The sequence below is a fragment of the Pseudomonas sp. BIGb0278 genome, assembly GCF_024809895.1.
Lineage (GTDB): Bacteria > Pseudomonadota > Gammaproteobacteria > Pseudomonadales > Pseudomonadaceae > Aquipseudomonas > Aquipseudomonas shirazensis.
In genome coordinates, this window is record NZ_JANUEL010000002.1 from 111166 (window position 1) to 135893 (window position 24728).

The following is a 24728-nucleotide window of genomic DNA, read 5'->3' on the forward strand; positions in this document are numbered from 1 at the left end:
GTTCACACCTTAGCCACGAGCGGGCGGCCCAACAGGCCTTGTGGCCGGAAGATAAGGATCAACACCAGCAGCGAGAAACTGAACACGTCCTTGTAGTCGGAGTTGATCAGGCCGGCGAAGAGTGATTCGGAGATGCCCAGGATGATCCCGCCCAACATGGCTCCAGGCAGCGAACCGATGCCGCCGAGCACCGCGGCGGTGAACGCCTTGATGCCGATGATGAAGCCGGCATAGAAGTCGAAGGTGCCGTAGTTCATGGTGATCAACACGCCAGCCAGGGCGGCCATGACCGCACCGATGACGAATACGTAGGAGATCACTCGGTCGGTGTTGATACCCAGAATCGAGGCCATCTTGCGGTCTTGCTGGGTGGCGCGGCACATCCGCCCAAGTTTGGTGTACTTGATCACGTAGGTGAGCAGGGCCATGCCGGCAAAGGCAGCAATCAGAATGAAGATCTTGGTGTAGGTCAGTTGCACGAAGCCGCTACCAACCTCGACCCGCAGCGCGCCTTCGAGCAGGGTCGGCACGCCTTGCTGGCGAGCGCCCTGGCTGATCTGCGCATAGTTCTGCAGGATCAGCGAGATGCCGATAGCGCTGATCAGCGGCGCCAGGCGGGTGGAGTTACGCAGGGGTTTGTACGCGATACGCTCGATGGTGAAGCCGTACACACCGGTCACCACCACGGTGAACAGCAGCGTGCCGAGCATCAGCAGCGGGAAGGATTCGACACCGAAATAAGCCAGCAATGCCAGGCTGATTGCCGCCAGGTAGGCGGAAATCATATACACCTCGCCGTGCGCGAAGTTGATCATGCCGATGATGCCATAGACCATTGTGTAGCCGATGGCGATCAGGCCGTAGACCGACCCTAGAGTCAGGCCGTTGACCAGTTGCTGCAGGAAAATACCATCCATAACGCAATCTCGCTGAGTGAGATCGCCCCTGCGCTGGCCACAGCGGGGCTGCCGTCAGGCGGCCCGCGTGGTGCAGCACAGGTGCAGATCTACGGATAAAGACAGATACCGCCTGGGCGTCAGCCCGGGTCTGTGCCCGGGCCTTGCGCCGTTGTTATTTTTGTTTTTCCAGCTGGTGGTACTTGCCGTCTTTATCCCACTGGTAGACCACGTAGTCGGAGATCTTCAGGTCACCCTTGGCGTCCCAGGTCTTCTCGCCCATGACGGTCTGCACCGGGTTGGCCTTGAGCCACTTGGCGGCGTCTTCGCCCTTGTTCGACTTGGCGCCATTGAATGCAGCAGCCAGGGCCTGTACCGAGGCGTAGGCATACAGGGTGTAGCCTTCAGGCTCGGTGCCGTTCTTGCGGAACTGATCCACTACCGCCTTGCTGTCTGGCAGCAGACGCGGGTCGGCGCCGAAGGTCATGTACACGCCGTCGACGTATTGCGCGCCGCCTGCGGTGGTGACCAGTTCGTCGGTGACGATACCGTCATCGGACATGAACTTGACGTCTTTCAGGCCAGCTTCACGCAGCTGACGTACCAGCGGACCGGCTTCCGGGTGCAGGCCGCCGAAGTAGACGACATCGGCGCCGGCGCCACGGATCTTGGTGACCACCGCGCTGAAGTCTTTCTCGCCGCGAGTCAGGCCTTCATACAGCACCGGTTTGACGCCGCGTTTTTCCAGCTGCGCCTTGGTCGCATCGGCCAGGCCTTGGCCATAGGTGTCCTTGTCGTGCAGCACCACGACCTTCTTGCCCTTGAGCACATCAACGATGTAGTCGCCGGCAACGATGCCTTGCTGGTCGTCACGCCCGCACATGCGGAACATGGCCGACAGGCCCCGCTCGGTGACCTGCGGGTTGGTCGAGCCTGGGGTGATCGCGATGATGCCGGCCTCGTCGTACACCTCGGAGGCTGGGATGGTGTTGGACGAGCAGAAGTGCCCGACCACGCCAACCACTTTCTCCTGGTCGACCAGCTTGTTGGCTACCGCTACGGCCTGTTTCGGTTCGCAGGCGTCATCGCCGGCTACCAGTTTGATCTGCTCGCCGTTGACCCCACCGGCCTTGTTGATCGCGTCGGCCGCAGCCTGCGCACCTTTCATGTACTGCTCGCCAAACGCTGCGTTGGCCCCGGTCATTGGCCCCGCGACGCCGATCTTGATGTCGGCCTGCACATACGAAGAAACACCCAGTGCCGTTGCCACGGCCAGAGCCAGGAAGCCTTTCTTGTAAAACGTCTGCGACATGAGGTGGTGCTCCTAGAGTCTTTTTTTTGGTTGGCACTACAACGTTCTGCTTGCTGATCAGAGCAAGCGCCGTGCCACTGACTTTGCATTTCGAGCAAACACGCCTGGCTGGCCGTCTGGAGGCCGGCGCCGGGCATCGTTCATTGAGCGTGCAACCGTCTACAACGAAGCGGGCGCCACCATTCCTCCAATATAGGCGCAACCGAGCAGTGCCATCATTGCAACCAGCACCAGTGTCAACGTGCAACCTGCCGGTAACTGTCGACGTCACCGAAGTGCACACCGCTGGTGCGCGACTGCTACGGGGGCACTGTTTCAAGGCTAGTCGCTGCGCGCGAAAACGTCCGGGTTTTGGCAGTTACAGCCCCGTTGCAGGGCTGCGCGAAGCCTGCCCGCACCAGCCGCGACACGGTCAGGGGTAGGAGCGGCCTTGTGTCGCGAAAGGGTCGCGTAGCGGCCCCAGCATTTCTGCTGCACCGCAAAATCGCCGGGCACGCTGCGCACGCCTTTCGCGACACAAGGCCGCTCCTACAGAGGCTCCGCGCGAGGTAAAGGTAGTGCGGTCAACTGTGAGTGCCCTGTGAAGCGCAAAGGCTGGCACAATGATCGCCATTCCCGCGCGCTTGCGCCGTTTCAGCGAGCGCCGCCGACCTGGAGCTTTCAATGAGCGAGAGCGCATTCTCTGAGCGCATCGTGCACAACCTGCTCGACACCGATTTTTACAAGCTGACGATGATGCAGGCGGTGCTGCACAACTATCCCGATGCTGATGTCGAGTGGGAGTTTCGCTGCCGCAACGGCGAAGACCTGCGCCCTTATCTGGGCGAGATTCGCCGCCAGATCGAGCTGCTCAGCGAGCTGACCCTGGACGACGGCCAGCTGGCGTTTCTTGAGCGCATCAGCTTTCTCAAGCCAGACTTTCTGCGCTTTTTGCGCCTGTTCCGCTTCAACCTGCGTTATGTCCATCTGGGCATCGAAGACGATCAGCTGTGCTTGCGTCTAAAAGGCCCGTGGCTGCATGTGATCCTCTTCGAGGTGCCGCTGCTGGCGCTGATCAGCGAGGTGCGCAACCGTCACCTGCACCCGCACATGCCGCTGGCGGCTGCCCGCGATCAGCTCTACCGCAAGTTCGACTGGCTCAGGGCCAACGCCAGCGAGGACGAACTGGCCGAACTGCAGGTAGCCGACTTCGGCACCCGGCGGCGCTTCTCCAGCCGCGTCCAGGAAGAAGTCGTGCGGGTCCTGCGCGATGACTTCCCGGGGCGCTTCGTCGGCACCAGCAATGTCGATCTGGCATGGAAACTGGATATCAGACCATTGGGCACCATGGCCCATGAATGGCTGATGGCCCACCAGCAACTCGGCCCGCGCCTGATTGACAGCCAGATCGCCGCGCTCGACTGCTGGGTCCGCGAGTACCGCGGCCTGCTCGGCATCGCCTTGACCGATTGCATCACCATGGATGCCTTCCTCAATGATTTCGATCTGTACTTTGCCAAGCTGTTCGACGGCCTGCGCCACGACTCCGGCGAGCCGGTGGCCTGGGCGGAAAAGGCTATCGCCCATTACCAGCAACTGGGCATCGATCCGATGACCAAGACCCTGGTGTTCTCCGACGGTCTCGACCTGCCGCGTTCGTTGCAGATATTCCGTGCCCTGCGTGGTCGCATCAATGTCAGCTTCGGCATCGGCACCAACCTCACCTGCGACCTGCCGGGAGTAGCGCCGATGAGCATCGTGCTTAAAATGACCGACTGCAATGGCTCGCCGGTAGCGAAGATTTCCGACGAGGCCGCCAAGACACAGTGCCGCGATGAAAACTTCGTCGCCTACCTGCGTCACGTATTCAAAGTTGCCCACAAGGAGTAACCCATGCAAGCCGTTCAGCAAGAGATCGCGCAGCAGCTCAAGGTGCAGCCGCCATTCGCCGATGCCGCCGCGCTCGAAGCCGAAATTGCCCGGCGTGTGGCCTTCATCAAGGACTGCCTGGCCAACGCCCGGCTCAAGACCCTGGTGCTGGGCATCAGTGGCGGGGTCGACTCGCTGACCGCCGCCCTGCTCGCCCAGCGCGCCGTCAACGAACTGCGCGCCAGCAGCGGCGATGACGGCTATCGCTTCATCGCCGTGCGTCTGCCGTACAACGTGCAGCACGACGAACACGACGCGCAGGCCTGCCTGGATGTGATCAAGGCCGATGAAGTGCACACCATCGACATCGCTCCCGCCGTGCTTGGGCTCAAGAGCAAGGTCGATGTGCTGCAGGACGGCGCACCGGCCATGGTCGATTTCGTGGTCGGCAACATCAAGGCGCGCATGCGCATGGTGGCCCAGTACAGCGTCGCCGGCGCCCGTGGCGGCCTGGTGATCGGCACCGACCATGCGGCCGAGGCGGTGATGGGCTTCTTCACCAAGTTCGGCGACGGCGCCTGTGATCTGGCGCCGCTCAGCGGCCTGGTGAAGAACCAGGTACGTGCTATTGCTCGTGCCTTTGGTGCGCCTGAGTCACTGGTCGAGAAAGTACCGACCGCGGACCTCGAAGACCTTGAGCCAGGCAAGCCAGATGAAGCAGCGCACGGCATCACTTACCAGCAGATCGATGCCTTCCTGCACGGTGAGCCTGTCGACCAGCATGCCTTCGATATCATCGTCAGCACCTACCGCAAGACCCAGCACAAGCGCGAGCTGCCGTTCGCGCCGTAATCGGCGGCGATAAAAAAGCCCGACCGCGACGTTGATCGCGGGCGGGCTTTTTTTGTGGCGTGGCTTACTTGACCACGACCTTGCCTTTCATCATCGAGATGTGGCCTGGGAAGGTGCAGAAGAAGCTGTAGTCGCCGCCAGCTTCCAGCTTGGAAGTGTCGAAGGTGACCTTGGTTTCTTTCTCTGGCGCACCGATCATCGCGGTGTGAGCGATGATATTGGCGTTGTCTTCCTTCAGGTAACCCTTGTCGATGCCTTGGGTCATGCCTTCGCTGGCAATGGCCTGCATGTCGGCAGTCTTGCTGACCACCAGGTTATGGCCCATGACGTTCTTCGGCAGGTTGCCGGAGTGAGTCAGGGTCACGGTGAATTCTTTGCAGCTCTTGTCGACGGTGAATTCTTTGCTGTTGTAGGACATCTGGTCAGTCGAATCAATGGTCACCGCGCACTCGGCTGCAAACACAGAAGCGCTGGCGAGGGTCAGCAGGGATACCGCTACAGCTTTCGCAAACATCGTGAATCTCCTTGGCAGGGTTTATCAATTGCGAGTCTGCCTGAAAGCGGAACGAGCGTGCCTGATATGCATCAAGGCAGTGTTCGGCTGGCAGCCAGTAAATTTGTTCTATGGATTGTATACAACCAATCTAAGTGCACATCATGCCTGCATAACCGACGATGGGACAACCTCTCATTTAGGAGCAAACGATATGTCCCTTGGTAGCTTGATGAACAGCCTGCTCGCCGCTTACGCCCATGGCACCACTGGCGCGGCCTGCGAGTTTTCCCGTCCCGAATAAATCCGATCTTGGAAGCGACAGGCATGCGCTTTACCCTTGGACGTCTGTAAAGGGAGAGAAGCAATGCCTGTACGTTCCGTTTGTGTGTTCTGCGGCGCCAGTATCGGCGCCAACCCCGCCTACCGCGCAGCGGCCGTTGCCCTCGGCGAAGCGATTGCCCGGCGTGGCCTACGCCTGGTCTACGGCGGCGGCGCGGTCGGCCTGATGGGCGTGGTTGCCGACGCGGCGATGGCGGCCGGCGGTGAGGTGATCGGGATCATCCCGCAGAGCCTGGTCGACGCCGAAGTCGGCCACAGTGGGCTGACCCGCTTGGAAGTGGTCGACGGCATGCATGCACGCAAAGCCCGTATGGCCGAACTCAGCGATGCCTTTATTGCCCTGCCGGGTGGCTTGGGGACGCTTGAGGAGTTGTTCGAGGTGTGGACCTGGGGGCAACTGGGCTACCACGCCAAGCCGCTGGGACTGCTCGATGTAAACGGCTTCTATACCAAGCTGGGCGGGTTCCTCGACCATATTGTCGAAGAAGGTTTTGTGCGGCCGCAGCACCGGGCGATGCTGTTGCTCGGGCAGCAGGCGGATGCGCTGCTGGACGGGATGGATGAATTCGTCGCGCCGGTGGTGCCCAAGTGGGTCGATCGCGCACCTGACTGACCGTGCATCTGGGCCCGCTTGCGCGGGCCTTTCGCGACACAAGGCCGCTCCCACAGATCCGGTGCACGCCTCGAAGGCGGCGCTGACCATGTGGGAGCGGCCTTGCGTCGCGAAAGGGCCGCAAAGCGGCCCCATCAACCTTCAGATCAACGCGGAACCGCTGGCTGACGCGGCTTCTTCTTGCCGCCGCCCTTGGCCGCTTCCTTACGCTCCTTGGCCGCCTGCTGGTTACGCGCAAACGCCTCGGCCTTGGCCTTCTCACGCTTGTCCCACGGCTTGCTGCCGTCACTGGCGCGCGGTGGCAACCCGGAGTGCTGAGTAAGGATCTTCTGTTCCTTGCCGACCTTGTGGCTGCCGCTCGGCGTGGAGTTCTTGCGCCGTGCACTCTGATAGCCGTCGGTCTGCGGCTGATGCAGCGGGATCAACTGGTGCTTGCCCGGGCCGATCAGGTCGGCGCGGCCCATGCGCTCCAGTGCTTCACGCAGCATCGGCCAGCCTTTCGGATCGTGGTAGCGCAGGAATGCCTTGTGCAGCCGACGCTGCTCGTCGCTCTTGACGATCTCGACGCCTTCGCTCTTGTAGGTGACCTTGCGCAGCGGGTTCTTGCCCGAGTGGTACATCGCCGTGGCCGAGGCCATTGGCGACGGGTAGAACGCTTGCACCTGGTCGGCACGGAAGCCGTTGCCCTTGAGCCACAGGGCGAGGTTCATCATGTCCTCGTCGGTGGTGCCCGGGTGCGCGGCGATGAAGTACGGGATCAGGTACTGCTCTTTGCCCGCTTCTTTCGAGTACTTCTCGAACATGCGCTTGAAGCGATCGTAGCTGCCGATACCCGGCTTCATCATCTTGTCCAGCGGCCCACGCTCGGTGTGCTCCGGGGCAATCTTCAGGTAACCGCCGACGTGGTGGGTGACCAGTTCCTTGACGTACTCCGGCGACTCGACCGCGAGGTCGTAGCGCAGGCCCGAAGCGATCAGGATCTTCTTCACCCCCGGCAAGGCACGGGCCTTGCGGTACAGCTCGATCAGCGAAGTGTGGTCGGTGTTGAGGTTCTCGCAGATGCCCGGGAACACGCACGACGGCTTGCGGCAGTGCTTCTCGATCTCGGTGCTTTTGCAGGCGATGCGGTACATGTTGGCGGTCGGCCCGCCAAGGTCGGAGACCACGCCGGTGAAGCCCGGCACCTTGTCGCGCATCTCCTCGATCTCGTTGAGGATCGACTCGTGCGAGCGGTTCTGGATGATGCGGCCTTCATGCTCGGTGATCGAGCAGAAGGTGCAGCCGCCAAAGCAACCACGCATGATGTTCACCGAGAAGCGAATCATCTCGTAAGCCGGGATGCGCTCCTTACCGTAGGCCGGGTGCGGCACACGGGCATACGGCATGCCGAACACGTAGTCCATTTCTTCGGTGGTCATCGGAATCGGCGGCTGGTTGAACCAGACGTCGACGTCGCCGTGCTTCTGCACCAGCGCACGGGCGTTGCCCGGGTTGGTTTCAAGGTGCAGAACGCGGTTGGCATGAGCGTACAGCACCGGGTCATTGCGGACCTTCTCAAACGAGGGCAGGCGCAGCACGGTCTTGTCGCGGGTCATGCCCGGGCTGTCGAGGATCTGCACCACCTTGGCTTCGTTCGGATCTTCGACCTCGCCCTTGGCTTGCTCGATGGCGCAGGCCTGGGTGTCTTGAGTATTCACGTACGGGTTGATGATCTTGTCGACCTTGCCCGGACGGTCGATGCGCGTCGAGTCGATTTCGAACCAGCCGGCCGGGGTGTCGCGGCGTACGAAGGCGGTGCCGCGCACGTCAGTGATCTGCTCGATGGTTTCGCCGTGGGACAGGCGCTGCGCGACTTCAACTACCGCACGCTCGGCGTTGCCGAACAGGAGGATGTCGGCGCAGGCGTCGATCAGGATCGAATGGCGGACCTTGTCCTGCCAGTAATCGTAGTGGGCGATGCGGCGCAGCGAAGCCTCGATGCCGCCGAGCACGATCGGCACATGCTTGTAGGCTTCCTTGCAGCGCTGGCTGTACACCAGGCTGGCACGGTCAGGGCGCTTGCCGGCCAGACCACCAGGGGTGTAGGCATCGTCGGAGCGCATCTTCTTGTCAGCGGTGTAGCGGTTGATCATCGAGTCCATGTTGCCGGCCGCGACGCCGAAGAACAGGTTCGGCTCGCCAAGCTTCATGAAGTCGTCTTTGGACTGCCAGTTCGGCTGGGCAATGATGCCGACCCGGAAGCCCTGGGCTTCGAGCAGGCGGCCGATGATGGCCATGCCAAAAGACGGATGGTCGACGTAGGCATCACCGGTCACGATGATGATGTCGCAGGAATCCCAGCCGAGCTGATCCATCTCCTCCCTGCTCATCGGCAGGAAAGGCGCTGGCCCGAAGCATTCGGCCCAGTACTTGGGATAGTCGTAAAGTGGTTTGGCTGCGTGCATGTCAGTGACCGGTTCTTGGTGTGCAGGGAAATCGCGGGCGCGGAATATAGCACAAATTTTGATCAAATCCGACGGTAATGGTCGGATTCATGATGAGGGGCTCGGGCGGCGCAGCAGCACCGCCGGCTGTTACTCGTCGTCGTCGAAGTTGTACGCCCCCGGGGCGAGGTTCTCGAAGCGGGTGTACTTGCCGATGAACGCCAGGCGGACAAACCCGATCGGGCCGTTCCGCTGCTTGCCGATGATGATCTCGGCGACGCCCTTGTGCTCGGTCTCGGGGTGATAGACCTCATCCCGGTAGACAAACATGATCACGTCGGCGTCCTGCTCGATTGCACCCGATTCACGCAAGTCGGAGTTGACCGGGCGCTTGTTCGGGCGCTGTTCCAGCGAGCGGTTCAACTGCGACAGGGCAATGACCGGGCAGTTGAATTCCTTGGCCAGGGCTTTCAACGAGCGGGAAATCTCCGAAATCTCGTTGGTACGGTTGTCACCACTGGAGCCCGGGATCTGCATCAGCTGCAAGTAGTCGACCATGATCATGCCGATCTCGCCGTGCTCACGCGCCAGACGGCGGGTGCGCGCACGCATCTCCGAAGGGCTGATACCGGCGGTATCGTCGATGAACAGCTTGCGGTCGTTGAGCAGGTTGACTGCGGAGGTCAGGCGCGGCCAGTCGTCATCATCAAGCTGACCGGAACGCACCTTGGTCTGGTCGATGCGACCCAACGACGAGAGCATCCGCATGATCAGCGATTCGCCTGGCATCTCGAGGGAGAACACCAGCACCGCCTTGTCGCTGCGCAGCACGGCGTTTTCCACCAGGTTCATGGCGAAGGTGGTTTTACCCATCGACGGACGGCCGGCAACGATGATCAGGTCGGCCGCCTGCAGGCCGCTGGTCTTGCCGTCCAGGTCGGTATAGCCGGTGGAGATACCGGTGATGTCGCTGTCGGAGTTGAACAGCGTGTCGATGCGGTCGATGGCCTTGGCCAGCAGGTCGTTGACCCCGACCGGGCCGCCGGTCTTGGGCCGCGCCTCGGCGATCTGGAAGATCTGCCGCTCGGCATCGTCAAGAATCTCGGCGGCGTTGCGCCCTTGCGGGTTGAAGGCGTTGTCGGCGATATCGGTGCTGATGCTGATCAGCTGGCGCAGCGTGGCGCGCTCACGAATGATCGCCGCATAAGCCTTGATGTTGGCAACCGACGGGGTGTTCTTGGCCAGCTCGGCCAGATACGCCAGGCCGCCGACCTGGCTCGACTGGCCTTCGCGGTCGAGCTGTTCGTGCAGGGTGACCACGTCGAACGGCTGGTTGAGATCAACCAGCTTGTGGATGGCACGGAAGATCAGGCGGTGGTCATGCCGGTAGAAGTCGCCATCCGAGACCTGATCCAGCACCCGCTCCCAGGCTTCGTTGTCCAGCATCAGACCACCGAGCACGGCCTGTTCGGCCTCGATGGAATGCGGCGGCACTTTCAGCGCAGCGGTTTGCAGGTCGAGCTGTTCTGGATGGGTGATCTCGTTCATGGCCACAATAGAATTCTGGGTGATGAGAAAAACAAAGGGCACGGCCTGCAAAGCAGAGCCGCGCCCAATGTTAACCGGCTAGCCCACGAGGAGCCAGCCGAGTGCTACAGCTTAGGCTGCAACGACAACCACGCGAACGGTGGCTTCAACGTCGCTGTGCAGGTGCACGGCTACGTCGTATTCGCCAACGTTACGGATGGTGCCGTTCGGCAGACGAACTTCAGCTTTAGCCACTTCAACGCCGGAGGCGGTCAGGGCATCAGCGATGTCGTGGGTGCCGATCGAACCGAACAGCTTGCCTTCGTCGCCAGCGGTGGCAGTGATAGTCACTTCCAGCTCGGCCAGTTGGGCAGCACGGCTTTCAGCCGAAGATTTCTTGTCGGCTGCAGCTTTTTCAAGCTCGGCGCGACGTTCTTCGAACGCAGCGACGTTGGCGGCATTGGCAACAGTGGCCTTGCCGAACGGCAGCAGGAAGTTACGGCCGTAACCGGCTTTAACTTTAACTTTGTCGCCCAGGTTGCCCAGGTTAGCGACTTTTTCCAGCAGGATCAGTTCCATTTGGTAAAACCTCTTAACTTTTAACCTTCACCGTTCGCGGAATCGTCACCCTGAGGCGACTTGCGACCGCGAAAATCAACCAGGCTATCGACAATGGCCAGGACCACGAGCAGCGGATAAGTCAGCTGCATGAACAGCACCAGCGTCACGTACAACCCGACCAGCCAGAATCTGCCCAGACGTTTCTGTGCCACCAACCCGTGCAGCAGGGCAAGCCCGGCAAACATGAGCGGTACGCTGCAAAGCGGCGTGAGCAGCGCCAGGGCAGAACCGAGGTTCGGACCCAACACCATGCACCCCAGCAATACCAGCGTTGGCACCAAGGGAATCCGTACCGCTTGAAACTCGCGGCCGAAACCTCCCGGGTTGTACAACGAGGCCTGCCAGTAGCGCCCCAACATCAGGGACAACACACTGACAACCTGCAGCAAAGCCGCAATCAGGCCATTGAGCACCGGTACGACAAGACTCCCAAGGCGTGCCTGCTCCTCTACCGATAACTGCTGGTAGAGACCGTCGAGCATCTGCGGCAGGGCTTTTTCAAGCGCTCGCGCCAGAGCTTCAATCGGTTCACGGAACACCGAACTGAGAATCAGGCCATACAACAGGCCCAGTGCAATGCTGGACAACAGCACCCGGTTCCAGGAATGCCCGGCGCGCAACAGCGCAGCCAACCCCAGCGTACCCAGCAACACCATCAAGGTGCGCGGCTCGCCGAAGACCCACCAGACCAACGCCGGCAAAATGCCCCAGACGATGACCGAGGAAGCGTCCTTGAAACCGCGCCGCAGGAACACCAGGCTCCCAGCGGCGGCACACAACCAGAACAACAGCGGCAATGCCGCACAACCGGCCACTACTACAGCGGCCTGCACGCGACCGCGCATGATGAAATCAGCCAACGCTCGCATGCTTATCCCTTGCTACTTGTCGAAAGCCAGGCCTCAGCGGCCGTGGCTGTCGGTGTAGGCAAGCAGGGCCAGGAAGCGGGCGCGCTTGATAGCGGTAGCCAGCTGACGCTGATAACGAGCTTTGGTACCGGTGATACGGCTTGGAACGATCTTGCCGGTTTCGGATACGTAAGCTTTCAGGGTGTTGAGATCTTTGAAGTCGATCTCTTTCACGTCTTCAGCAGTGAAGCGGCAGAATTTACGACGACGGAAGAAACGTGCCATGTAATAGGCTCCTCAAAAGGTCCGTGGATTACTCGTCAGCGCTATCGCTGGCGTCGCTGTCATTGCTGTCGTCGCCATCGGCGCCATCAGCTTCAGGACGTTCACGACGCTCACGGCGCTCGCTGCGGTTCTCTTCGGCCTTGAGCATCTCGGACGGGCCAGTAACGGCTTCGTCGCGACGGATGACCAGGTTACGGATCACGGCATCGTTGTAACGGAAGTTGTCTTCCAGCTCGGCCAGGGCCTTGCCAGTGCACTCAACGTTCAGCATCACGTAGTGAGCCTTGTGAACATTGTTGATTGCGTAGGCCAGTTGACGACGGCCCCAATCTTCCAGACGGTGGATTTTGCCACCATCTTCTTCGATCAGCTTGGTGTAACGCTCAACCATGCCGCCGACTTGCTCGCTCTGATCCGGGTGGACCAGAAAGATGATTTCGTAATGACGCATGAATGCTCCTTACGGGTTAGAAGCCTGCCAGGGAATCTGGTCAGACAAGGAGTGAATGACACTGTATGACTTGCCTTGTGCAGAAGGCACATGCGCGCCTGCCTGCTGGGCAAGGGGCGCAATTGTAGAGAAGGCGGGACGCACAAGCAAGGTGATTGGCGATTATTTGAACAGCGGCAGGGATCTGCCCAAATCGCCAGGGTGCAGACTGATCCCGGCGGGCAAATAGCTACGCCGGGATCGCTGCAGACGACTGGATCAGCGCTTCAGTTGGCGCTGACGTACGGCTTCGAACAGGCACACACCGGTAGCCACCGACACGTTCAGGCTGCTGACGCTGCCAGCCATCGGCAGCTTCACGAGGAAGTCGCAATGATCACGGGTCAGACGACGCATGCCCTTGCCTTCAGCACCCATGACCACCACCAGCGGACCGGTCAGGTCCTGCTGGTAGATCTCCTTGTCGGCTTCGCCGGCAGTGCCGACCACCCACAGGCCGCGCTGCTGGAGCTTCTCCAGGGTACGCGCCAGGTTGGTCACGGCGACCAGCGGGATCACCTCGGCAGCGCCGCAAGCAACCTTGCGCACAGCCGGAGTCAGGGTCGCCGACTTGTCCTTGGGCACCACCACCGCGGTGGCACCGGCAGCATCGGCGGTGCGCAGGCACGCGCCGAGGTTGTGCGGGTCGGTAACGCCATCGAGCACGAGAATCAGCGGCGGGGTTTCGGTGCGCTCGAGCAATTCCTCAAGCATCAACTCGCCCCACACCTGCGCCGGGCTGACTTCAGCCACCACGCCCTGATGCACGCCTTCAACCCAGGCGTCCATCTCGCGACGCTCGGCCTGGCCGACCGCTACGCGGTTTTCTGCGGCCAGAGCCAGCAGGGTTTGCAGACGCGGCTCACTGCGCCCTTCCGACAACCAGATCTGCTTGACCCGCTTGGGATGGTGCTGCAGCAGCGCCTGCACGGCGTGCACGCCGTAGATTTTTTCCAACTGACTCATGACTTGTTCTTGCTCTTGCGTGGCGCGCCGGACTTGGACGGCCCTTTACGGTGTTTGCTTGGCTTGTCGCTGGCGGGCTTGCTCGAACTTTTGCCGGACTTGCTTGCCGTCGGCGCATTGCGGGCTTCGCCCATCAGCGCTTTTTTCACTTCACGGCTCTTGCGTACTTCGGCGTTGCGCTGCACGGCATCGCTCGGGAAGTAGGCATCCGAACTTTCATTCTTGCGCCGACGCGGTGCTGGCTCGGCCTTGGCTTCTGGCTTGGCTTGCGACGTGGCCTCGCGCTTGCTGTCCTGCTTCACGTCACGCTTGCCCGTGCCAGCACCTTTGCCTGCCGGCGCGGACTTGCCCGCCGGAGCCGTCTCGGCGGCGCCACGTTGCTTGCGGCCAACCGGCGCATTGACGGTGGCTTCGGACATTTCGAAGTCGATCTTGCGCTCGTCGAGATCGACCCGCATGACCTTGACTTCAACCGTGTCGCCCAGGCGGAAGCTGCGACCGGTGCGTTCGCCCGACAGGCGATGATGCACGGCGTCGTAGTGGTAGTAGTCGCCCGGCAGCGCGCTGACGTGGACCAGACCTTCGACGTAAATGTCGGTCAGTTCAATGAACAAACCAAAACCGGTCACAGCGGTGATCACGCCCGGGAAGACTTCGCCCACGCGGTCTTTCATGTACTCGCACTTGAGCCAGTTGACCACGTCGCGGGTGGCCTCGTCGGCGCGCCGCTCGGTCATCGAGCACTGCTCGCCCATCTGTTCCAGGGTGGCAACGTCGTACGGGTAGATGCGCGCTTTGGGGATTGCCACGGCGCCGGCACGCTTGACGTGCGGGGTGTCGATCTTGGAGCGGATCACGCTGCGAATGGCACGGTGCACCAGCAGGTCCGGGTAACGCCGGATCGGCGAAGTGAAGTGGGTGTACGCTTCGTAGTTCAGACCAAAGTGGCCATTGTTGTCGGTGCTGTACACCGCCTGGCTCAACGAGCGCAGCATCACCGTCTGGATCAGGTGGAAGTCCGGACGCCCGGAAATGCTCGCCAGCAGGGCCTGATAGTCCTTCGGCGAAGGCTCCTTGCCCTTGTGCAGCGACAAACCCAGCTCGCCGAGGAAGGCGCGCAGTTTTTCCAGACGTTCCGGTGGCGGGCCGTCGTGCACACGGTACAACGACGGCACTTCGTGCTTCTGCATGAACGCAGCGGTGGCGACGTTGGCCGCGAGCATGCATTCTTCGATCAGCTTGTGCGCTTCGTTACGCACAGTCGGGCGAATTTCTTCGATCTTGCGGTTATCACCGAAGATGATCCGGGTTTCCTGGGTCTCGAAGTCGATCGCGCCACGGGTATGGCGCGCCGCCAGCAGGACCTTGTACAGGGCGTGCAGGTTCTTCAGGTGCGGCACGACTTCACTGTACTCATCGCGCAGGGCCTTGCCTTCACGGGTACGCGAGTGCTCGAGCATGCTGCTGACCTTGTTGTAGGTCAGCCGTGCATGGGAGTGGATCACCGCCTCGCAGAACTGGTAGTCGACCATCTGCCCGGACTTGTTGATGGTCATTTCACAGACCATGGCCAGGCGATCGACGTGCGGGTTCAACGAGCACAGGCCGTTGGACAGCTCCTCGGGCAGCATCGGGATCACCCGCTCAGGGAAATACACCGAGTTGCCGCGTTGCTGCGCTTCGATATCCAGGGCCGAGCCCAGGCGCACGTAGCTGGACACGTCAGCAATCGCCACGTACAGGCGCCAGCCGCCGGAGAACAGCCGCAGCTTGCCTTGCGGCTCGCAATAGACGGCGTCATCGAAGTCACGGGCGTCTTCGCCGTCGATAGTGACGAACGGCAGGTGACGCAGGTCGATGCGGCGTTCCTTGTCCTTTTCTTCGACTTCGGAGCGGAACTTGCGCGCTTCCTTGACCACTTCCTGCGGCCACACGTGCGGGATGTCGTAGCTACGCAGGGCAACGTCGATTTCCATGCCCGGCGCCATGTAGTTGCCGATCACCTCGACCACATCACCCTGCGGCTGGAACCGCGGCGTTGGCCAGTGGGTGATCTTGATTTCGACGAACTGGCCGATCTTGGCGCCACCGTTACGCCCGGCAGTGACCAGCACTTCCTGCTGGATCTTGGGGTTGTCCGGGGTTACGTAGCCAATGCCGCCTTCTTCGAAGTAACGGCCAACCACGCTCTCATGGGCGCGGGAGATGATCTCGACCAGCACACCTTCGCGGCGACCACGACGGTCAGTACCTGAAACCCGTGCCAGGGCACGGTCACCGTCGAACGCCAGACGCATCTGCGACGGGCTGAGGAACAGGTCAGCGCTGCCATCATCCGGGATGAGGAAGCCGAAACCATCGCGGTGACCCGACACGCGGCCGCAGATCAGGTCCAGTTTGTCTACCGGGGCATAGGTGCCACGCCGGGTATAGATCAGCTGACCGTCACGTTCCATGGCGCGCAGGCGGCGGCGCAGGGCTTCGATCTGGTCTTCTTCGAGCAGGCCGAACTCTGCGGCCAGCTCCTCGCGCGCGGCTGGCTCGCCACGATCGGCAAGGCGCTGCAGGATCAGCTCACGGCTGGGAATAGGGTTGTCGTATTTATCCGCTTCGCGAGCGGCCTCTGGATCGAGGGATTGCCAATCGGCCATCAGGAGGGGTTCACCTTGGTATATATAGAGTAGAAGTTTGGCATAGGCCTATTGAAACCGGAAATGTCGTCGTTGGACAGCCCCCGTCTGACAGTCTTGTTGGCGAGGGAAGCTCAACAGAATCAACGTGTTGAGTTTTTTACTTTTTTTTTGATACGAGGGCTTTACAGCCCCCAATGGCGTCCGTATAGTGCGCACCACAACGACGGACACCGCCGTTGTAGTTGAGATAAGCGATGTTGTAAAGCATCCTCTAATCTTGACAGTGTGCCCAGGTGGCGGAATTGGTAGACGCGCTGGTTTCAGGTATCAGTGACCGCAAGGTCGTGGAAGTTCGAGTCTTCTCCTGGGCACCAAATATTTCGAAGCATAGATAGCAGGTCTGTCTGTGATTCAGCAAGAGATTCATCGCAGTACGCTGTAGATGTAAAGCTTTGCCCAGGTGGCGGAATTGGTAGACGCGCTGGTTTCAGGTATCAGTGACCGCAAGGTCGTGGAAGTTCGAGTCTTCTCCTGGGCACCAAATTAAAAACCCACTAGCTTGCTAGTGGGTTTTTTCTTGCCTGCGATTTGGTATGCCCCGCCATGACCGGCCTGAGCAGCCCTCCTCCTTCAAAAACTCTTCTCGAATTTCAGCGCCACTTCGGTCTGGCGATAGGCATAGGCCCAGTCGATGCTGCTGTCAGTCACCGTGCGTTTGGCGTACAGGCTCGGTACCACGCCAGCGAACGCCAGCCGCGGAACGCTGAGCGTGGCGATATAGATCTGCTGGCGATCCTTGCGCAAGCCGCCGAGAAACGCATCGGGCTGGTCGTAGCGGGTCTTGCGGTAGAGACCGACGACGCTCAGATTCAGCCCGGCATCAAAGCTGTGATAGGCGCCGAGGCTGGCCAGGTACTCGCGATTGCTGGCACTGGCGGCGTCCTGGCTGCGCCGGGTATAGGTCACTCCGGTAAATACCAGGGTCCGTGGATCGAGCATGTACGACAGCGAAGTACCGACCTGCCGCTCGTCGTAGTCATCGAAATAATCGCGTTGCTCACCCTGAAAGCGAAAGTACTTGTTCTGCAGCTGCAGGCTGAGCTGCAGACGGTTGCTCAGGTTGTGCTTCCATTCGCCGCGTACGCCGCTGGCCTGGTACTTGGTGTGGTGGTCGCTGTAGTAGTTTTCGAACAACGGCGTCAGCGACACATCGTTGAGCGCGCTCTGAAAGTTGTAGCCGGCGTAGAGCACGCTGGTGTTGTCGTCGTACCAGGTCTGGTTCTCCTGCGTTTCGCTATGTTTGTCATAGCTGTTGCCATAGCTCAGCCCGCGCACCAGCAGGTGGTGGTTACCAGCCAGCTGAAAGCGTCGCTCGGCAGCCACGTCATAGACCGTGCTGGCTGACTTGATCGGCTTGGGCATCTGCCGCGAGTAATCAAAGCACTCGAAGAAAATCGTGCACACCTGGGTGGTGGTGAGCATGCCATTGCCCTGGTTGATATTGCTGTTGTAGCCAAACCCCAGCGATGCCGAGCCGTGCCACTCGCGTCGGCTGTCGATGGCGCTGCGGTACTGACCAAGCACTTCGAGCACCGCCTCGGGCACTTCAGCACTGGCGACCTCAGCGAACAACGCTTCGGCTTCAGCGGTCTGGTTGTCTTCGAACAGCGTACGCGCCAGCTCCAGACGGGCACGGACGAAGCCGGGCTGCAGTTGATCGGCGCGGCGCAGGTGAGCGATCGCCTGTTTGTACTTGCGCCCCTGGCGATCGATCAGGCCTTCGGCCATTTCCACCAATGCCTGTTCGTGCCCGGGCAGTTGCCGGTAGCGCTCGACAAACTGGCGCACCTTGCTCCACTGCTGCAGGTTGATCGACACATAGATAGCCGGGCCGAGGTCTGCGAGGCTGTTCTGCACGTTGTACGTCTGCCCCTCGATGGTGATCAAGGATGCGTCATTCTCGGCCGGGTCCGGTGCGCCCAGGTTGGCCCGCTCCCGCGCCTCGGCGCGGCGGTCAATCTTGTTCAGCAGCAGACGGGTGTCGTCATCGTCGGCCAGCAGTACGGGGGAGAACAAGGTCGAGAGACACAGCAGGGCGACGTGCACCCGCATGGACGGCAGCATGGTGATCGATCCAGAGACAGGGACAAAAAGTGGGAGGCAGGCGCCGCAGCGCCCCCTCCGTTGCACAGGGGTATTACTGCTTGGCGCCGCCGAAGGCGACTTTGGTGGTGCCGCTGGTGTAGATACCCGCCAGGGCCTCGGCGTTGTTGCCGTAGAACTGGCCTTTGATCTGATTGGAACGAGCGAATGACCCATTGGCTGCGATGGTAGTGCCCGCGAAGTTGATAGATCCTACGCTACCCGCCAGCGTGCCGGAGCCGCTGCCATAGTTGGCGGTCAGCACACCACTGGTCACGCCGGCGGCCGTACCTGGGTTGTACTGGTTGATGCCCACGACGTTGTACTTGGCATTGACCAAGGCCGGCATGCTGGTAGTTGGATTTTCGCCAACGAACCAGACCGTACGGTTGGCATGCGACAGGTTCAGGTCAGTGCTGTTGGTCGGCTGGGTACCGCTCTTGGCTGGCGCCCACTCGCCGAAGTACACCTCGGCACCCGATACCTTGGCGATGACTTCACCGCCGAATTGCGGGAAGCCGGGGGACGGCGCTGCGATCTGGCGATAGGCATAAACCTCGGTATTGTAGGCAGCCTTGTTTTTCCAGGTCTGCGAGGTAATTACGCCTGTACCGGGGTTGGTGATGAGCGCCGAGGTGGTGCCATAGCCGCTGAGAAGCGCATTGGTTTGAGCAATAGGCCCTGCCTTGAAGCTGACAACGGCTGAGGTGCTCGCGGTAGCGCCGGCTACCGTTGGCATAGCGATACCCGCTGTGCCTACTGCCATCAAGTTCGAAGGCAGTGCCTGCACATAAGTCGAAGAGGAACCACCGCTGACCGTAGCGGCAAATGCACCGGAGGTCACCAACGACAACGCTGTCATTACAAATAGTTTTTTCACAACACTCTCCTTGTCATAGTTTATGAACAACGCTGTTTTACAAAAAACAGCAAAAAATCTAGAAACGTGCAGTCAGCCCCATCTTGAGCGTGCGCCCGGGCGCTGGCATGACCGTGCGCGCCAACGGGTCAAGATAATATCGATTGGTTATATTGTTCACACCGAAGTCGACATCAATATTCTTATTGATATGCAGCGTCGCATACGTATCGAATACCCAAATAGGGTGCCACTCGTAAGGCTGATTGATGCCTTTGACCATATCAAGATTCTGCTTGATCCACTTAGCCTCTTCCTTGTTCTTCGCGCTGCTGTGATAGACCATGCGTGCGCCGATCTCCAGGCGCTCATCGAACAGGCGCATGCCGCTGTCCAGGTTCAAAGAATAGTGAGGCTGCAAGCTGGTCCTGGAGAACGTCGTCGGGAAGCCACCGGTTACACACTCCTTGACCCGCCCATAATAGGGATCAACGGTGCTGGCCATGTCTTTGTCGCACAGGCGCTGATCCAGTCGATAGCTGGCACCAAAACTGCTGAAATACTTGCCGGTATCAAAGCGTGTTTGCAACTCGATGCCTAACAGCAGCTTTTTTTCGTACTGGATAATATTGTAGGAAAAATCCCTGTCGATATAATCCTTGATCTCACTCTTGTAATAATTGATGCGAAAATCCGCGTTCCTCCACTCGGGTACAAACCCTAGCAGGTCCTGAACGTAACCGACTTCCCAGTTATACGCATGTTCTGGACTCGGCTGATTGGATGTGATGCTTGAACGGCTACCCGAGAACGCTTGAGTGTCTTCGTAGATTGTGGGAAAGCGAATGAACTCGACATACCTTGCGTACACCCTGGCACTGTCACTCAGCTTGAGGGTCACCCCTGCCATCGGCGCCCAAGCGCTGTCTCTGCGTTTCTTCGGCTTGGCCCAACGCTCATCCTCGGGTATCTGCTGGTATACCCCACCGCTTGAGGGTGCTTTCAAATAACGGGCAACCGTGCGGCCACTGCCTTGAGCATTGGCTACCTGTTCACTAAAGTTAATGGTGCCGTTGGTGAATGGATTTGCACTGCTGTCCAACCGCGTGCCTTTGAGCGGAACCTGCGCCACCTCGACGGGACCGTAATAAACTCCATCTACAGTAGCATTCGCCAGTTCGCCGGCAACAGCTTCCTCAATTTCAGCTGGGTTGTCCAACCCCCAACTCTCCACCATGTCCCTCACCGAGGCTTCATAATTGTTGGCCTCTTCGTCGCTGAGCAGCTTGACATATCCAAAGTCACGGATGGTCTGATAACTGTTAACACCCCAACCTTCAACTTGCCCTTTGCGATTCTCATCCAGCGTCGTATCGAACGAGTTGTAATCGCTGTAACGCGCCCCCGCCGTAAACGTCAACCACGGCGTTGCAGCCCACTCGTTATTAAAACTAAAGTTATACTGCTCCCGCCTGCCGCCGCGCGGCCCCAAGTAGTTGATGGCGTAGGCAACCACACCACCACTCTCTTGATCGAGATTGTTGCCCTGCTCCAGTTTTTCTTTGCTGAAGTCCCCGGACAGCGTCAGCATCCAACTGTCTGTCAATTGCATTTTATTACCCAGTGTCACCCCCCAACGGTCGTGCTGGGTCACTTGCAGCGCGCGCGAGAACAAGTTGAAGCGCCCGTCGGTATTGGCTAACTTGTCCGGCATGGCGCTATCGCCATTGCAGCCGAACAGACTGTAGCGACACTGCACATAGTTGTCCCAGGCGGCATCGCCCCTACCGTCAATACCATTGATGGCATATATCTGCTCGCCATTCTGGTAGCGCTTGGAGTCACTCTTGGTCAGCCAGAAACCAGCCTGGAGGTCGACCCAGCGATTATCTTCAGGGCTCCAGCTGTAATTGATTGAAAACGTGTCTTGCTTGACTTCACTGTAAGGCAGCTGAAAACCAAAATTGCTGCCACTGGGGACCTGCTTGATGACCTCGTTGATCATGTAAGGGATGGTTTCGCCAAACTCGAGATCGCTGTGCATGTAAGAGAGTTTAATGCGCTGCTCATCAGGCAAGTACAGCGTGCCCTTGAGCAGCGTGGTGCGCATCTCGTTGGACGTGCCCGCTACCTCGCCACCCGGGTTGTAGAAGCTGGCCAGGTAGTTGGCGGAGGTGTCGCCCACTACCGGCGCATTTTCCGCTGTAACGCCCTCATAACCGCTTTCGGATTCGTAACGCTTGCTGCCCTTCTTGCCGCTGAAGTAGTTCCCCTTTTTGCGATAGCTGTAAGCGCCAAGCAGGTCGAAATTGTCCTGGCGGGTCGCTGCGGCAATGCGGTAGGCATTGTCCTCGAAGTCGAAATCATTCGCCCGTGAGTCGGTATGCGGGGTGTAACGGGTGCCGCCGCCATTGGCGAAATAAACGGAAGTGCCGCCGGTATACGCGCCTTCGATATCGCGGTAGTCGCGGCCGAAGCTGCGCATGCCGTCTTCATTGGGCGCTACCGAATTACTGGCGGTTTCGCTCTTGAGCTCGAGTCCATAGGTCTCGCCTGGCCGCACGATATCCTCGGCGTCCAGCGTGCGGATCTCCACCGAGCCACCGATGCCACTCTTGACCCCAGCGGTCAGCGATGGCCCTTTCTCCACCGAGATGCCGCCGATCATATTCGGATCGACGTAGTTGCGGTTGGAGACCCCTGCCGAGCCCAGCCACACCGAGGTCGATTGCTCGGTACCATCCACGGTGACCGGAATCCGACCTTCGCCCTGGATGCCGCGAATGTTCGGATCAAGCGCGCCGCTGTTGCGTGACTCGCCGCTATAGACGCCATTCAAGCCCTTGAACAGGTCACCAACACTGGTGCCCTTGTAGCGCTCGATGTCTTCCTTGCCGACATAAACGTTGGAGACGTCCTTGCGATAAACGTCGTTCTCGCCCTTCTCGGTCTGGTCCTCCCATTCACCCTTGACCTCCAACGCCTCCAGCACCTGCAGGCCCTGCTGCGAAGTACCTGGCCTGCTCAGCTCATCCTCGAAACCTGCCGGCAGCTCGATCTCGATGGCGCCCATATTCGGCGCGGGCGCCTGAGCTCCTGGGGCGTTTTCCTCGCCCAGCGCTGCGGGGCTGGACAGTGTCAGCAGGATCGACCACGCCAATGGCTTGAGGCGCATTGGCGATGGCGGTGGGGTGAGCAAAGACATGGCGAGACCTGTATTTATCGTGACATGGCAGTTTCATGACCGCTGACTCGCGGCGCAGTGATACTAACGATAAATGCAAATGAATCTCGTTTAGATTGATATGCGAAAACAATAAAAACCTATGCGCACAGCCCGACCACGTCGCTAGCGCTTCTTGCCGAAAATCGACTTCGGCGCCCGGCCGAAGTAGCGGGTAAAAGCCACGGTGAAATTGTTCGGATATTTGTAGCCCACCTGCCAGGCGGCCTGGGCCACTTGCTGGCCGGACTCGAGCAGGGTCATCGCCTTGCGCATGCGCATGTCCAGGAGCATGCGCGCCGGGGTCGAGTCGAACAGGTGACGAAAACCCTCCTTGAGCTTGTGCTCGTTCATCCCCACCGCCGTGGCCAAGTACTCGACCGTCAGAGGCTGATGCAACTGCTCGCAGAGCAGGTTGCGCGCACGCTCGATGCGCTCGACGTCGCTGCTGCTTAGCGCCGAGCTGATGCTGTCCTGCGGCGCCAGCAGATTGAACTGTTCGGCCAACAGACTCAGCGTATGGATGTGCAGATCAAGGCGGTTGGCCGGGTTCAGCAGGCCTGGCTGCAGGTAGCGCACCAACGCCGCGGCATGCGCCTGCGCGGCTTGCGAGCTTGGGCGAAAGTCGAGGCGATGCAGATGCCCGGTACCCAGCACCTGCGCCGCCCGCTCCTCGCCGACGTACTTGCACAGGGTCTGCTCATCGATCACCAGGCGCAGCTGCGAGGCGGTTTGATTGGCCTGATAGCGGCGCTCGCCGGGGGTCGCCTTGAACGCCGTGATGGTGGTGTGGCCAGCCTCGAAAGCGAGGTGGTTGCCATCCTTGCCAGTGAACCCCGATTTACCCTGCAAGCCAATCGTCACCACCATCACATGGCCGTCATGCGGGCCGCAGGTCTCTTCGATCAAGGGGCGCAGCGGGTGGTAATGCAAGCGCCCCAGTGACAGGCCCCGCTCCAACTGCAACAGCTCGGAGTGGCACTGGCCAAGGTCCTCGCTCAGCTGCATGCGCAGGCGCCCATCAGCCAACACGCTGCGCTCGCGCGCTTGATCCAGACCGAGACGGCAACTCCCTTTCAATGTGCTCATGCTGACTTCCCTGAAGGTCCGCGAGCTCGCGTCGCATAGGAACGGCTCCGACTCGCATACTTATACTGAATGATTCTCATTTAATATATATCACCTTTATCAGTGATTCGGCCATGCCTTGTTTCGTTTCATACAAGCGGCCACTACAGGGAGTTACCGTGCCTCAATCTGCGAAGCCACACTGCTGCCGCGTGCACCTGAGCAACCCAGCGGGTGAACGATGACTTGCAACTACCAGGACCTGCGTAGCAGTCACCCCCTCCAGGCCTGCTGGGACCTGCAACTGGGCGGCCTTGGCGCCGATGCCCTGCGGGTAGCCCTTGAGTACGGCGTGTTCGACCAGTTGCGCCAGTTCACCAGTGCCCGGCACACGGCAGAGGCGCTGGCACTGGACCAGCAAGCCACCAGTTATCTGCTGGAGCTGCTGTGGTGCCAGGGCTTGCTCGAGCGCAACGAGCAGCAGCCTGCGCTGTATCGCAACCTGCCCACCGCCGAACGCCACCTGCGGGCCGAGGCCGACCACTACTGCGGCGATGCCCTGCTGTTCCGCCATCAGGTACTGCGCCAGACCGGCAGCCAGCTCGGCGACTACCTGCGCAGCGGTATGGCGACGCCGTCCGCCAGCCCACAGGCGATCGCTCGCAGTTGGGCCAACGCCGCTCGCCTGCAGATCGCTCAGGAGCAACGCGCAGTTACCACCGAGTTGGCCTGCGCGCTGATCGAGCGCCTGCCCGAATGCGCCCAATTGGAACGTGTGCTTGACCTCGGCGGTGGGCCGGGGCTGGTCGCCATCGCACTCGCCGAACGCTTGCCGAACCTGACCGGAGTGGTCTTCGAGTACCCCGAGGCGGCCGCCGTGGCGGACGACAACATCCAGCGCGCCGGGCTTGGCGAGCGTTTGCAGGCGCTTGGCGGCGACCTCAACCACGACGACATCGGCAGCGGCTTCGACCTGATCTGGTGCTCGTCGGTGCTGCACTTTGTCCACAACCTGCCCGCCATGTTGCGCCGCCTGCACGCCGCCCTGCGCCCCGGCGGGCTGCTGGTGTGCTGCCAGGCCGAGGTGCCCAGCGAACGCGCTGCGGCAGCGCAGGTCCTGCCGTACTACCTGCACATGCGCCTGCAAGGGCGCCACGTACTGGCCGAGGGTGAAATGGCGCACCTGCTTCAGGGCGCAGGCTTCAGCGCGGTACAGCAACTCAACGGGCTGCGTTTTCCGGTCACCCCGGTGAACGCCGTCATCGCTCGCAGACCTCAGGGATAACG

19 protein-coding genes and 2 tRNA genes are annotated in these 24728 nt (G+C 60.4%); 6 read left to right on the forward strand and 15 right to left on the reverse strand.

Features of this window, described 5'->3' with window-relative positions; all coding sequences use genetic code 11:
* Window positions 1–2 precede the first annotated feature (2 nt).
* Together M2396_RS09285 and M2396_RS09290 are read right to left on the reverse strand one after the other, a co-directional pair.
* Window positions 3–917 (reverse strand): ABC transporter permease subunit, encoded by a 915-nt coding sequence (locus M2396_RS09285; RefSeq protein ID WP_101315985.1) that lies wholly within the window; start codon window positions 915–917, stop codon window positions 3–5.
* A 154-nt stretch (window positions 918–1071) separates the two neighbouring features.
* Window positions 1072–2208: a branched-chain amino acid ABC transporter substrate-binding protein gene (locus M2396_RS09290; RefSeq protein ID WP_101315983.1), complete on the reverse strand. Its 1137-nt coding sequence runs from the start codon at window positions 2206–2208 to the stop codon at window positions 1072–1074.
* Between the two features lie 663 nt (window positions 2209–2871).
* Between M2396_RS09290 and pncB the strand changes: the two genes are divergently transcribed.
* Together pncB and nadE are read left to right on the forward strand one after the other, a co-directional pair.
* Window positions 2872–4077, forward strand: coding sequence for a nicotinate phosphoribosyltransferase (gene pncB / locus M2396_RS09295; protein ID WP_150572869.1), 1206 nt, complete (start codon window positions 2872–2874; stop codon window positions 4075–4077).
* A gap of 3 nt (window positions 4078–4080) precedes the next feature.
* Window positions 4081–4908 (forward strand): ammonia-dependent NAD(+) synthetase, encoded by an 828-nt coding sequence (gene nadE, locus M2396_RS09300; protein WP_150572870.1) that lies wholly within the window; start codon window positions 4081–4083, stop codon window positions 4906–4908.
* 64 nt (window positions 4909–4972) lie between these two features.
* On the opposite strand, the gene azu is transcribed toward nadE, so the two are convergent.
* Window positions 4973–5422: an azurin gene (gene azu, locus M2396_RS09305; protein WP_259074374.1), complete on the reverse strand. Its 450-nt coding sequence runs from the start codon at window positions 5420–5422 to the stop codon at window positions 4973–4975.
* A gap of 346 nt (window positions 5423–5768) precedes the next feature.
* Here azu and M2396_RS09310 point away from each other — a divergent pair, with 346 nt between their 5' ends.
* Window positions 5769–6356 (forward strand): TIGR00730 family Rossman fold protein, encoded by a 588-nt coding sequence (locus tag M2396_RS09310; protein ID WP_259074375.1) that lies wholly within the window; start codon window positions 5769–5771, stop codon window positions 6354–6356.
* A 146-nt stretch (window positions 6357–6502) separates the two neighbouring features.
* Here M2396_RS09310 and M2396_RS09315 read toward each other — a convergent pair whose 3' ends face one another.
* The 8 genes from M2396_RS09315 to rnr form a co-directional block, all read right to left on the reverse strand.
* Window positions 6503–8800: a YgiQ family radical SAM protein gene (locus M2396_RS09315; protein ID WP_259074377.1), complete on the reverse strand. Its 2298-nt coding sequence runs from the start codon at window positions 8798–8800 to the stop codon at window positions 6503–6505.
* 129 nt (window positions 8801–8929) lie between these two features.
* The gene (gene dnaB, locus M2396_RS09320) at window positions 8930–10327 is read right to left on the reverse strand and encodes a replicative DNA helicase (RefSeq protein WP_101315971.1); all 1398 of its coding nucleotides are present in this window, start codon (window positions 10325–10327) and stop codon (window positions 8930–8932) included.
* A 111-nt stretch (window positions 10328–10438) separates the two neighbouring features.
* Window positions 10439–10885 carry a 50S ribosomal protein L9 gene (rplI, locus tag M2396_RS09325; protein ID WP_101315969.1) on the reverse strand — a complete coding sequence of 149 codons (447 nt, stop codon included), beginning with the start codon at window positions 10883–10885 and terminating at the stop codon, window positions 10439–10441.
* A 20-nt stretch (window positions 10886–10905) separates the two neighbouring features.
* Window positions 10906–11796: a hypothetical protein gene (locus M2396_RS09330; RefSeq protein ID WP_150571557.1), complete on the reverse strand. Its 891-nt coding sequence runs from the start codon at window positions 11794–11796 to the stop codon at window positions 10906–10908.
* Window positions 11797–11829: 33 nt separating this feature from the next.
* On the reverse strand, window positions 11830–12060 hold the full coding sequence (gene rpsR, locus M2396_RS09335) for a 30S ribosomal protein S18 (protein WP_101315965.1): 231 nt from the start codon (window positions 12058–12060) through the stop codon (window positions 11830–11832).
* 28 nt (window positions 12061–12088) lie between these two features.
* Entirely contained in the window at window positions 12089–12511 is a 423-nt protein-coding gene (rpsF, locus tag M2396_RS09340) for a 30S ribosomal protein S6 (RefSeq protein WP_101315962.1), read from the reverse strand.
* A gap of 258 nt (window positions 12512–12769) precedes the next feature.
* Window positions 12770–13516, reverse strand: a complete 747-nt coding sequence (gene rlmB, locus M2396_RS09345) for a 23S rRNA (guanosine(2251)-2'-O)-methyltransferase RlmB (protein WP_101315960.1) — start codon at window positions 13514–13516, stop codon at window positions 12770–12772.
* Window positions 13513–16167 carry a ribonuclease R gene (gene rnr, locus M2396_RS09350; RefSeq protein ID WP_150572873.1) on the reverse strand — a complete coding sequence of 885 codons (2655 nt, stop codon included), beginning with the start codon at window positions 16165–16167 and terminating at the stop codon, window positions 13513–13515. The genes rlmB and rnr overlap by 4 nt, the downstream gene beginning before the upstream one ends.
* 269 nt (window positions 16168–16436) lie before the next feature.
* Here rnr and M2396_RS09355 point away from each other — a divergent pair.
* Together M2396_RS09355 and M2396_RS09360 are read left to right on the forward strand one after the other, a co-directional pair.
* Window positions 16437–16523 (forward strand) — tRNA-Leu (locus tag M2396_RS09355).
* Between the two features lie 80 nt (window positions 16524–16603).
* Window positions 16604–16690 (forward strand) — tRNA-Leu (locus M2396_RS09360).
* 89 nt (window positions 16691–16779) lie between these two features.
* On the opposite strand, the gene M2396_RS09365 is transcribed toward M2396_RS09360, so the two are convergent.
* The 4 genes from M2396_RS09365 to M2396_RS09380 form a co-directional block, all read right to left on the reverse strand.
* A complete protein-coding gene (locus M2396_RS09365) occupies window positions 16780–18273 on the reverse strand; it encodes a surface lipoprotein assembly modifier (protein WP_259074384.1) in 1494 nt (497 codons plus the stop codon).
* Window positions 18274–18346: 73 nt separating this feature from the next.
* Window positions 18347–19171, reverse strand: coding sequence for a Slam-dependent surface lipoprotein (locus M2396_RS09370; protein ID WP_259074386.1), 825 nt, complete (start codon window positions 19169–19171; stop codon window positions 18347–18349).
* 58 nt (window positions 19172–19229) lie between these two features.
* Window positions 19230–22355, reverse strand: a complete 3126-nt coding sequence (locus tag M2396_RS09375; RefSeq protein ID WP_259074389.1) for a TonB-dependent receptor domain-containing protein — start codon at window positions 22353–22355, stop codon at window positions 19230–19232.
* Between the two features lie 144 nt (window positions 22356–22499).
* Entirely contained in the window at window positions 22500–23462 is a 963-nt protein-coding gene (locus M2396_RS09380) for an AraC family transcriptional regulator (RefSeq protein WP_101315949.1), read from the reverse strand.
* A 220-nt stretch (window positions 23463–23682) separates the two neighbouring features.
* On the opposite strand from M2396_RS09380, the gene M2396_RS09385 reads away from it, so the two are divergent.
* Complete coding sequence (locus tag M2396_RS09385; RefSeq protein WP_259074391.1) at window positions 23683–24726, forward strand: class I SAM-dependent methyltransferase; 1044 nt, start codon at window positions 23683–23685, stop codon at window positions 24724–24726.
* Window positions 24727–24728 lie beyond the last annotated feature (2 nt).

Bases quoted from the DNA above. Each gene is read 5' to 3' on its own strand.
- pncB (WP_150572869.1), top strand. From the start codon at position 2,872: ATGAGCGAGAGCGCATTCTCTGAGCGCATCGTGCACAACCTGCTCGAC.
- azu (WP_259074374.1), bottom strand. From the start codon at position 5,422: ATGTTTGCGAAAGCTGTAGCGGTATCCCTGCTGACCCTCGCCAGCGCT.
- M2396_RS09385 (WP_259074391.1), top strand. From the start codon at position 23,683: ATGACTTGCAACTACCAGGACCTGCGTAGCAGTCACCCCCTCCAGGCC.
- dnaB (WP_101315971.1), bottom strand. From the start codon at position 10,327: ATGAACGAGATCACCCATCCAGAACAGCTCGACCTGCAAACCGCTGCG.
- rpsF (WP_101315962.1), bottom strand. From the start codon at position 12,511: ATGCGTCATTACGAAATCATCTTTCTGGTCCACCCGGATCAGAGCGAG.
- nadE (WP_150572870.1), top strand. From the start codon at position 4,081: ATGCAAGCCGTTCAGCAAGAGATCGCGCAGCAGCTCAAGGTGCAGCCG.
- rlmB (WP_101315960.1), bottom strand. From the start codon at position 13,516: ATGAGTCAGTTGGAAAAAATCTACGGCGTGCACGCCGTGCAGGCGCTG.
- M2396_RS09375 (WP_259074389.1), bottom strand. From the start codon at position 22,355: ATGTCTTTGCTCACCCCACCGCCATCGCCAATGCGCCTCAAGCCATTG.
- M2396_RS09285 (WP_101315985.1), bottom strand. From the start codon at position 917: ATGGATGGTATTTTCCTGCAGCAACTGGTCAACGGCCTGACTCTAGGG.
- M2396_RS09310 (WP_259074375.1), top strand. From the start codon at position 5,769: ATGCCTGTACGTTCCGTTTGTGTGTTCTGCGGCGCCAGTATCGGCGCC.
- M2396_RS09330 (WP_150571557.1), bottom strand. From the start codon at position 11,796: ATGCGAGCGTTGGCTGATTTCATCATGCGCGGTCGCGTGCAGGCCGCT.
- rnr (WP_150572873.1), bottom strand. From the start codon at position 16,167: ATGGCCGATTGGCAATCCCTCGATCCAGAGGCCGCTCGCGAAGCGGAT.
- rpsR (WP_101315965.1), bottom strand. From the start codon at position 12,060: ATGGCACGTTTCTTCCGTCGTCGTAAATTCTGCCGCTTCACTGCTGAA.
- M2396_RS09315 (WP_259074377.1), bottom strand. From the start codon at position 8,800: ATGCACGCAGCCAAACCACTTTACGACTATCCCAAGTACTGGGCCGAA.
- M2396_RS09290 (WP_101315983.1), bottom strand. From the start codon at position 2,208: ATGTCGCAGACGTTTTACAAGAAAGGCTTCCTGGCTCTGGCCGTGGCA.
- M2396_RS09365 (WP_259074384.1), bottom strand. From the start codon at position 18,273: ATGCTGCCGTCCATGCGGGTGCACGTCGCCCTGCTGTGTCTCTCGACC.
- M2396_RS09380 (WP_101315949.1), bottom strand. From the start codon at position 23,462: ATGAGCACATTGAAAGGGAGTTGCCGTCTCGGTCTGGATCAAGCGCGC.
- rplI (WP_101315969.1), bottom strand. From the start codon at position 10,885: ATGGAACTGATCCTGCTGGAAAAAGTCGCTAACCTGGGCAACCTGGGC.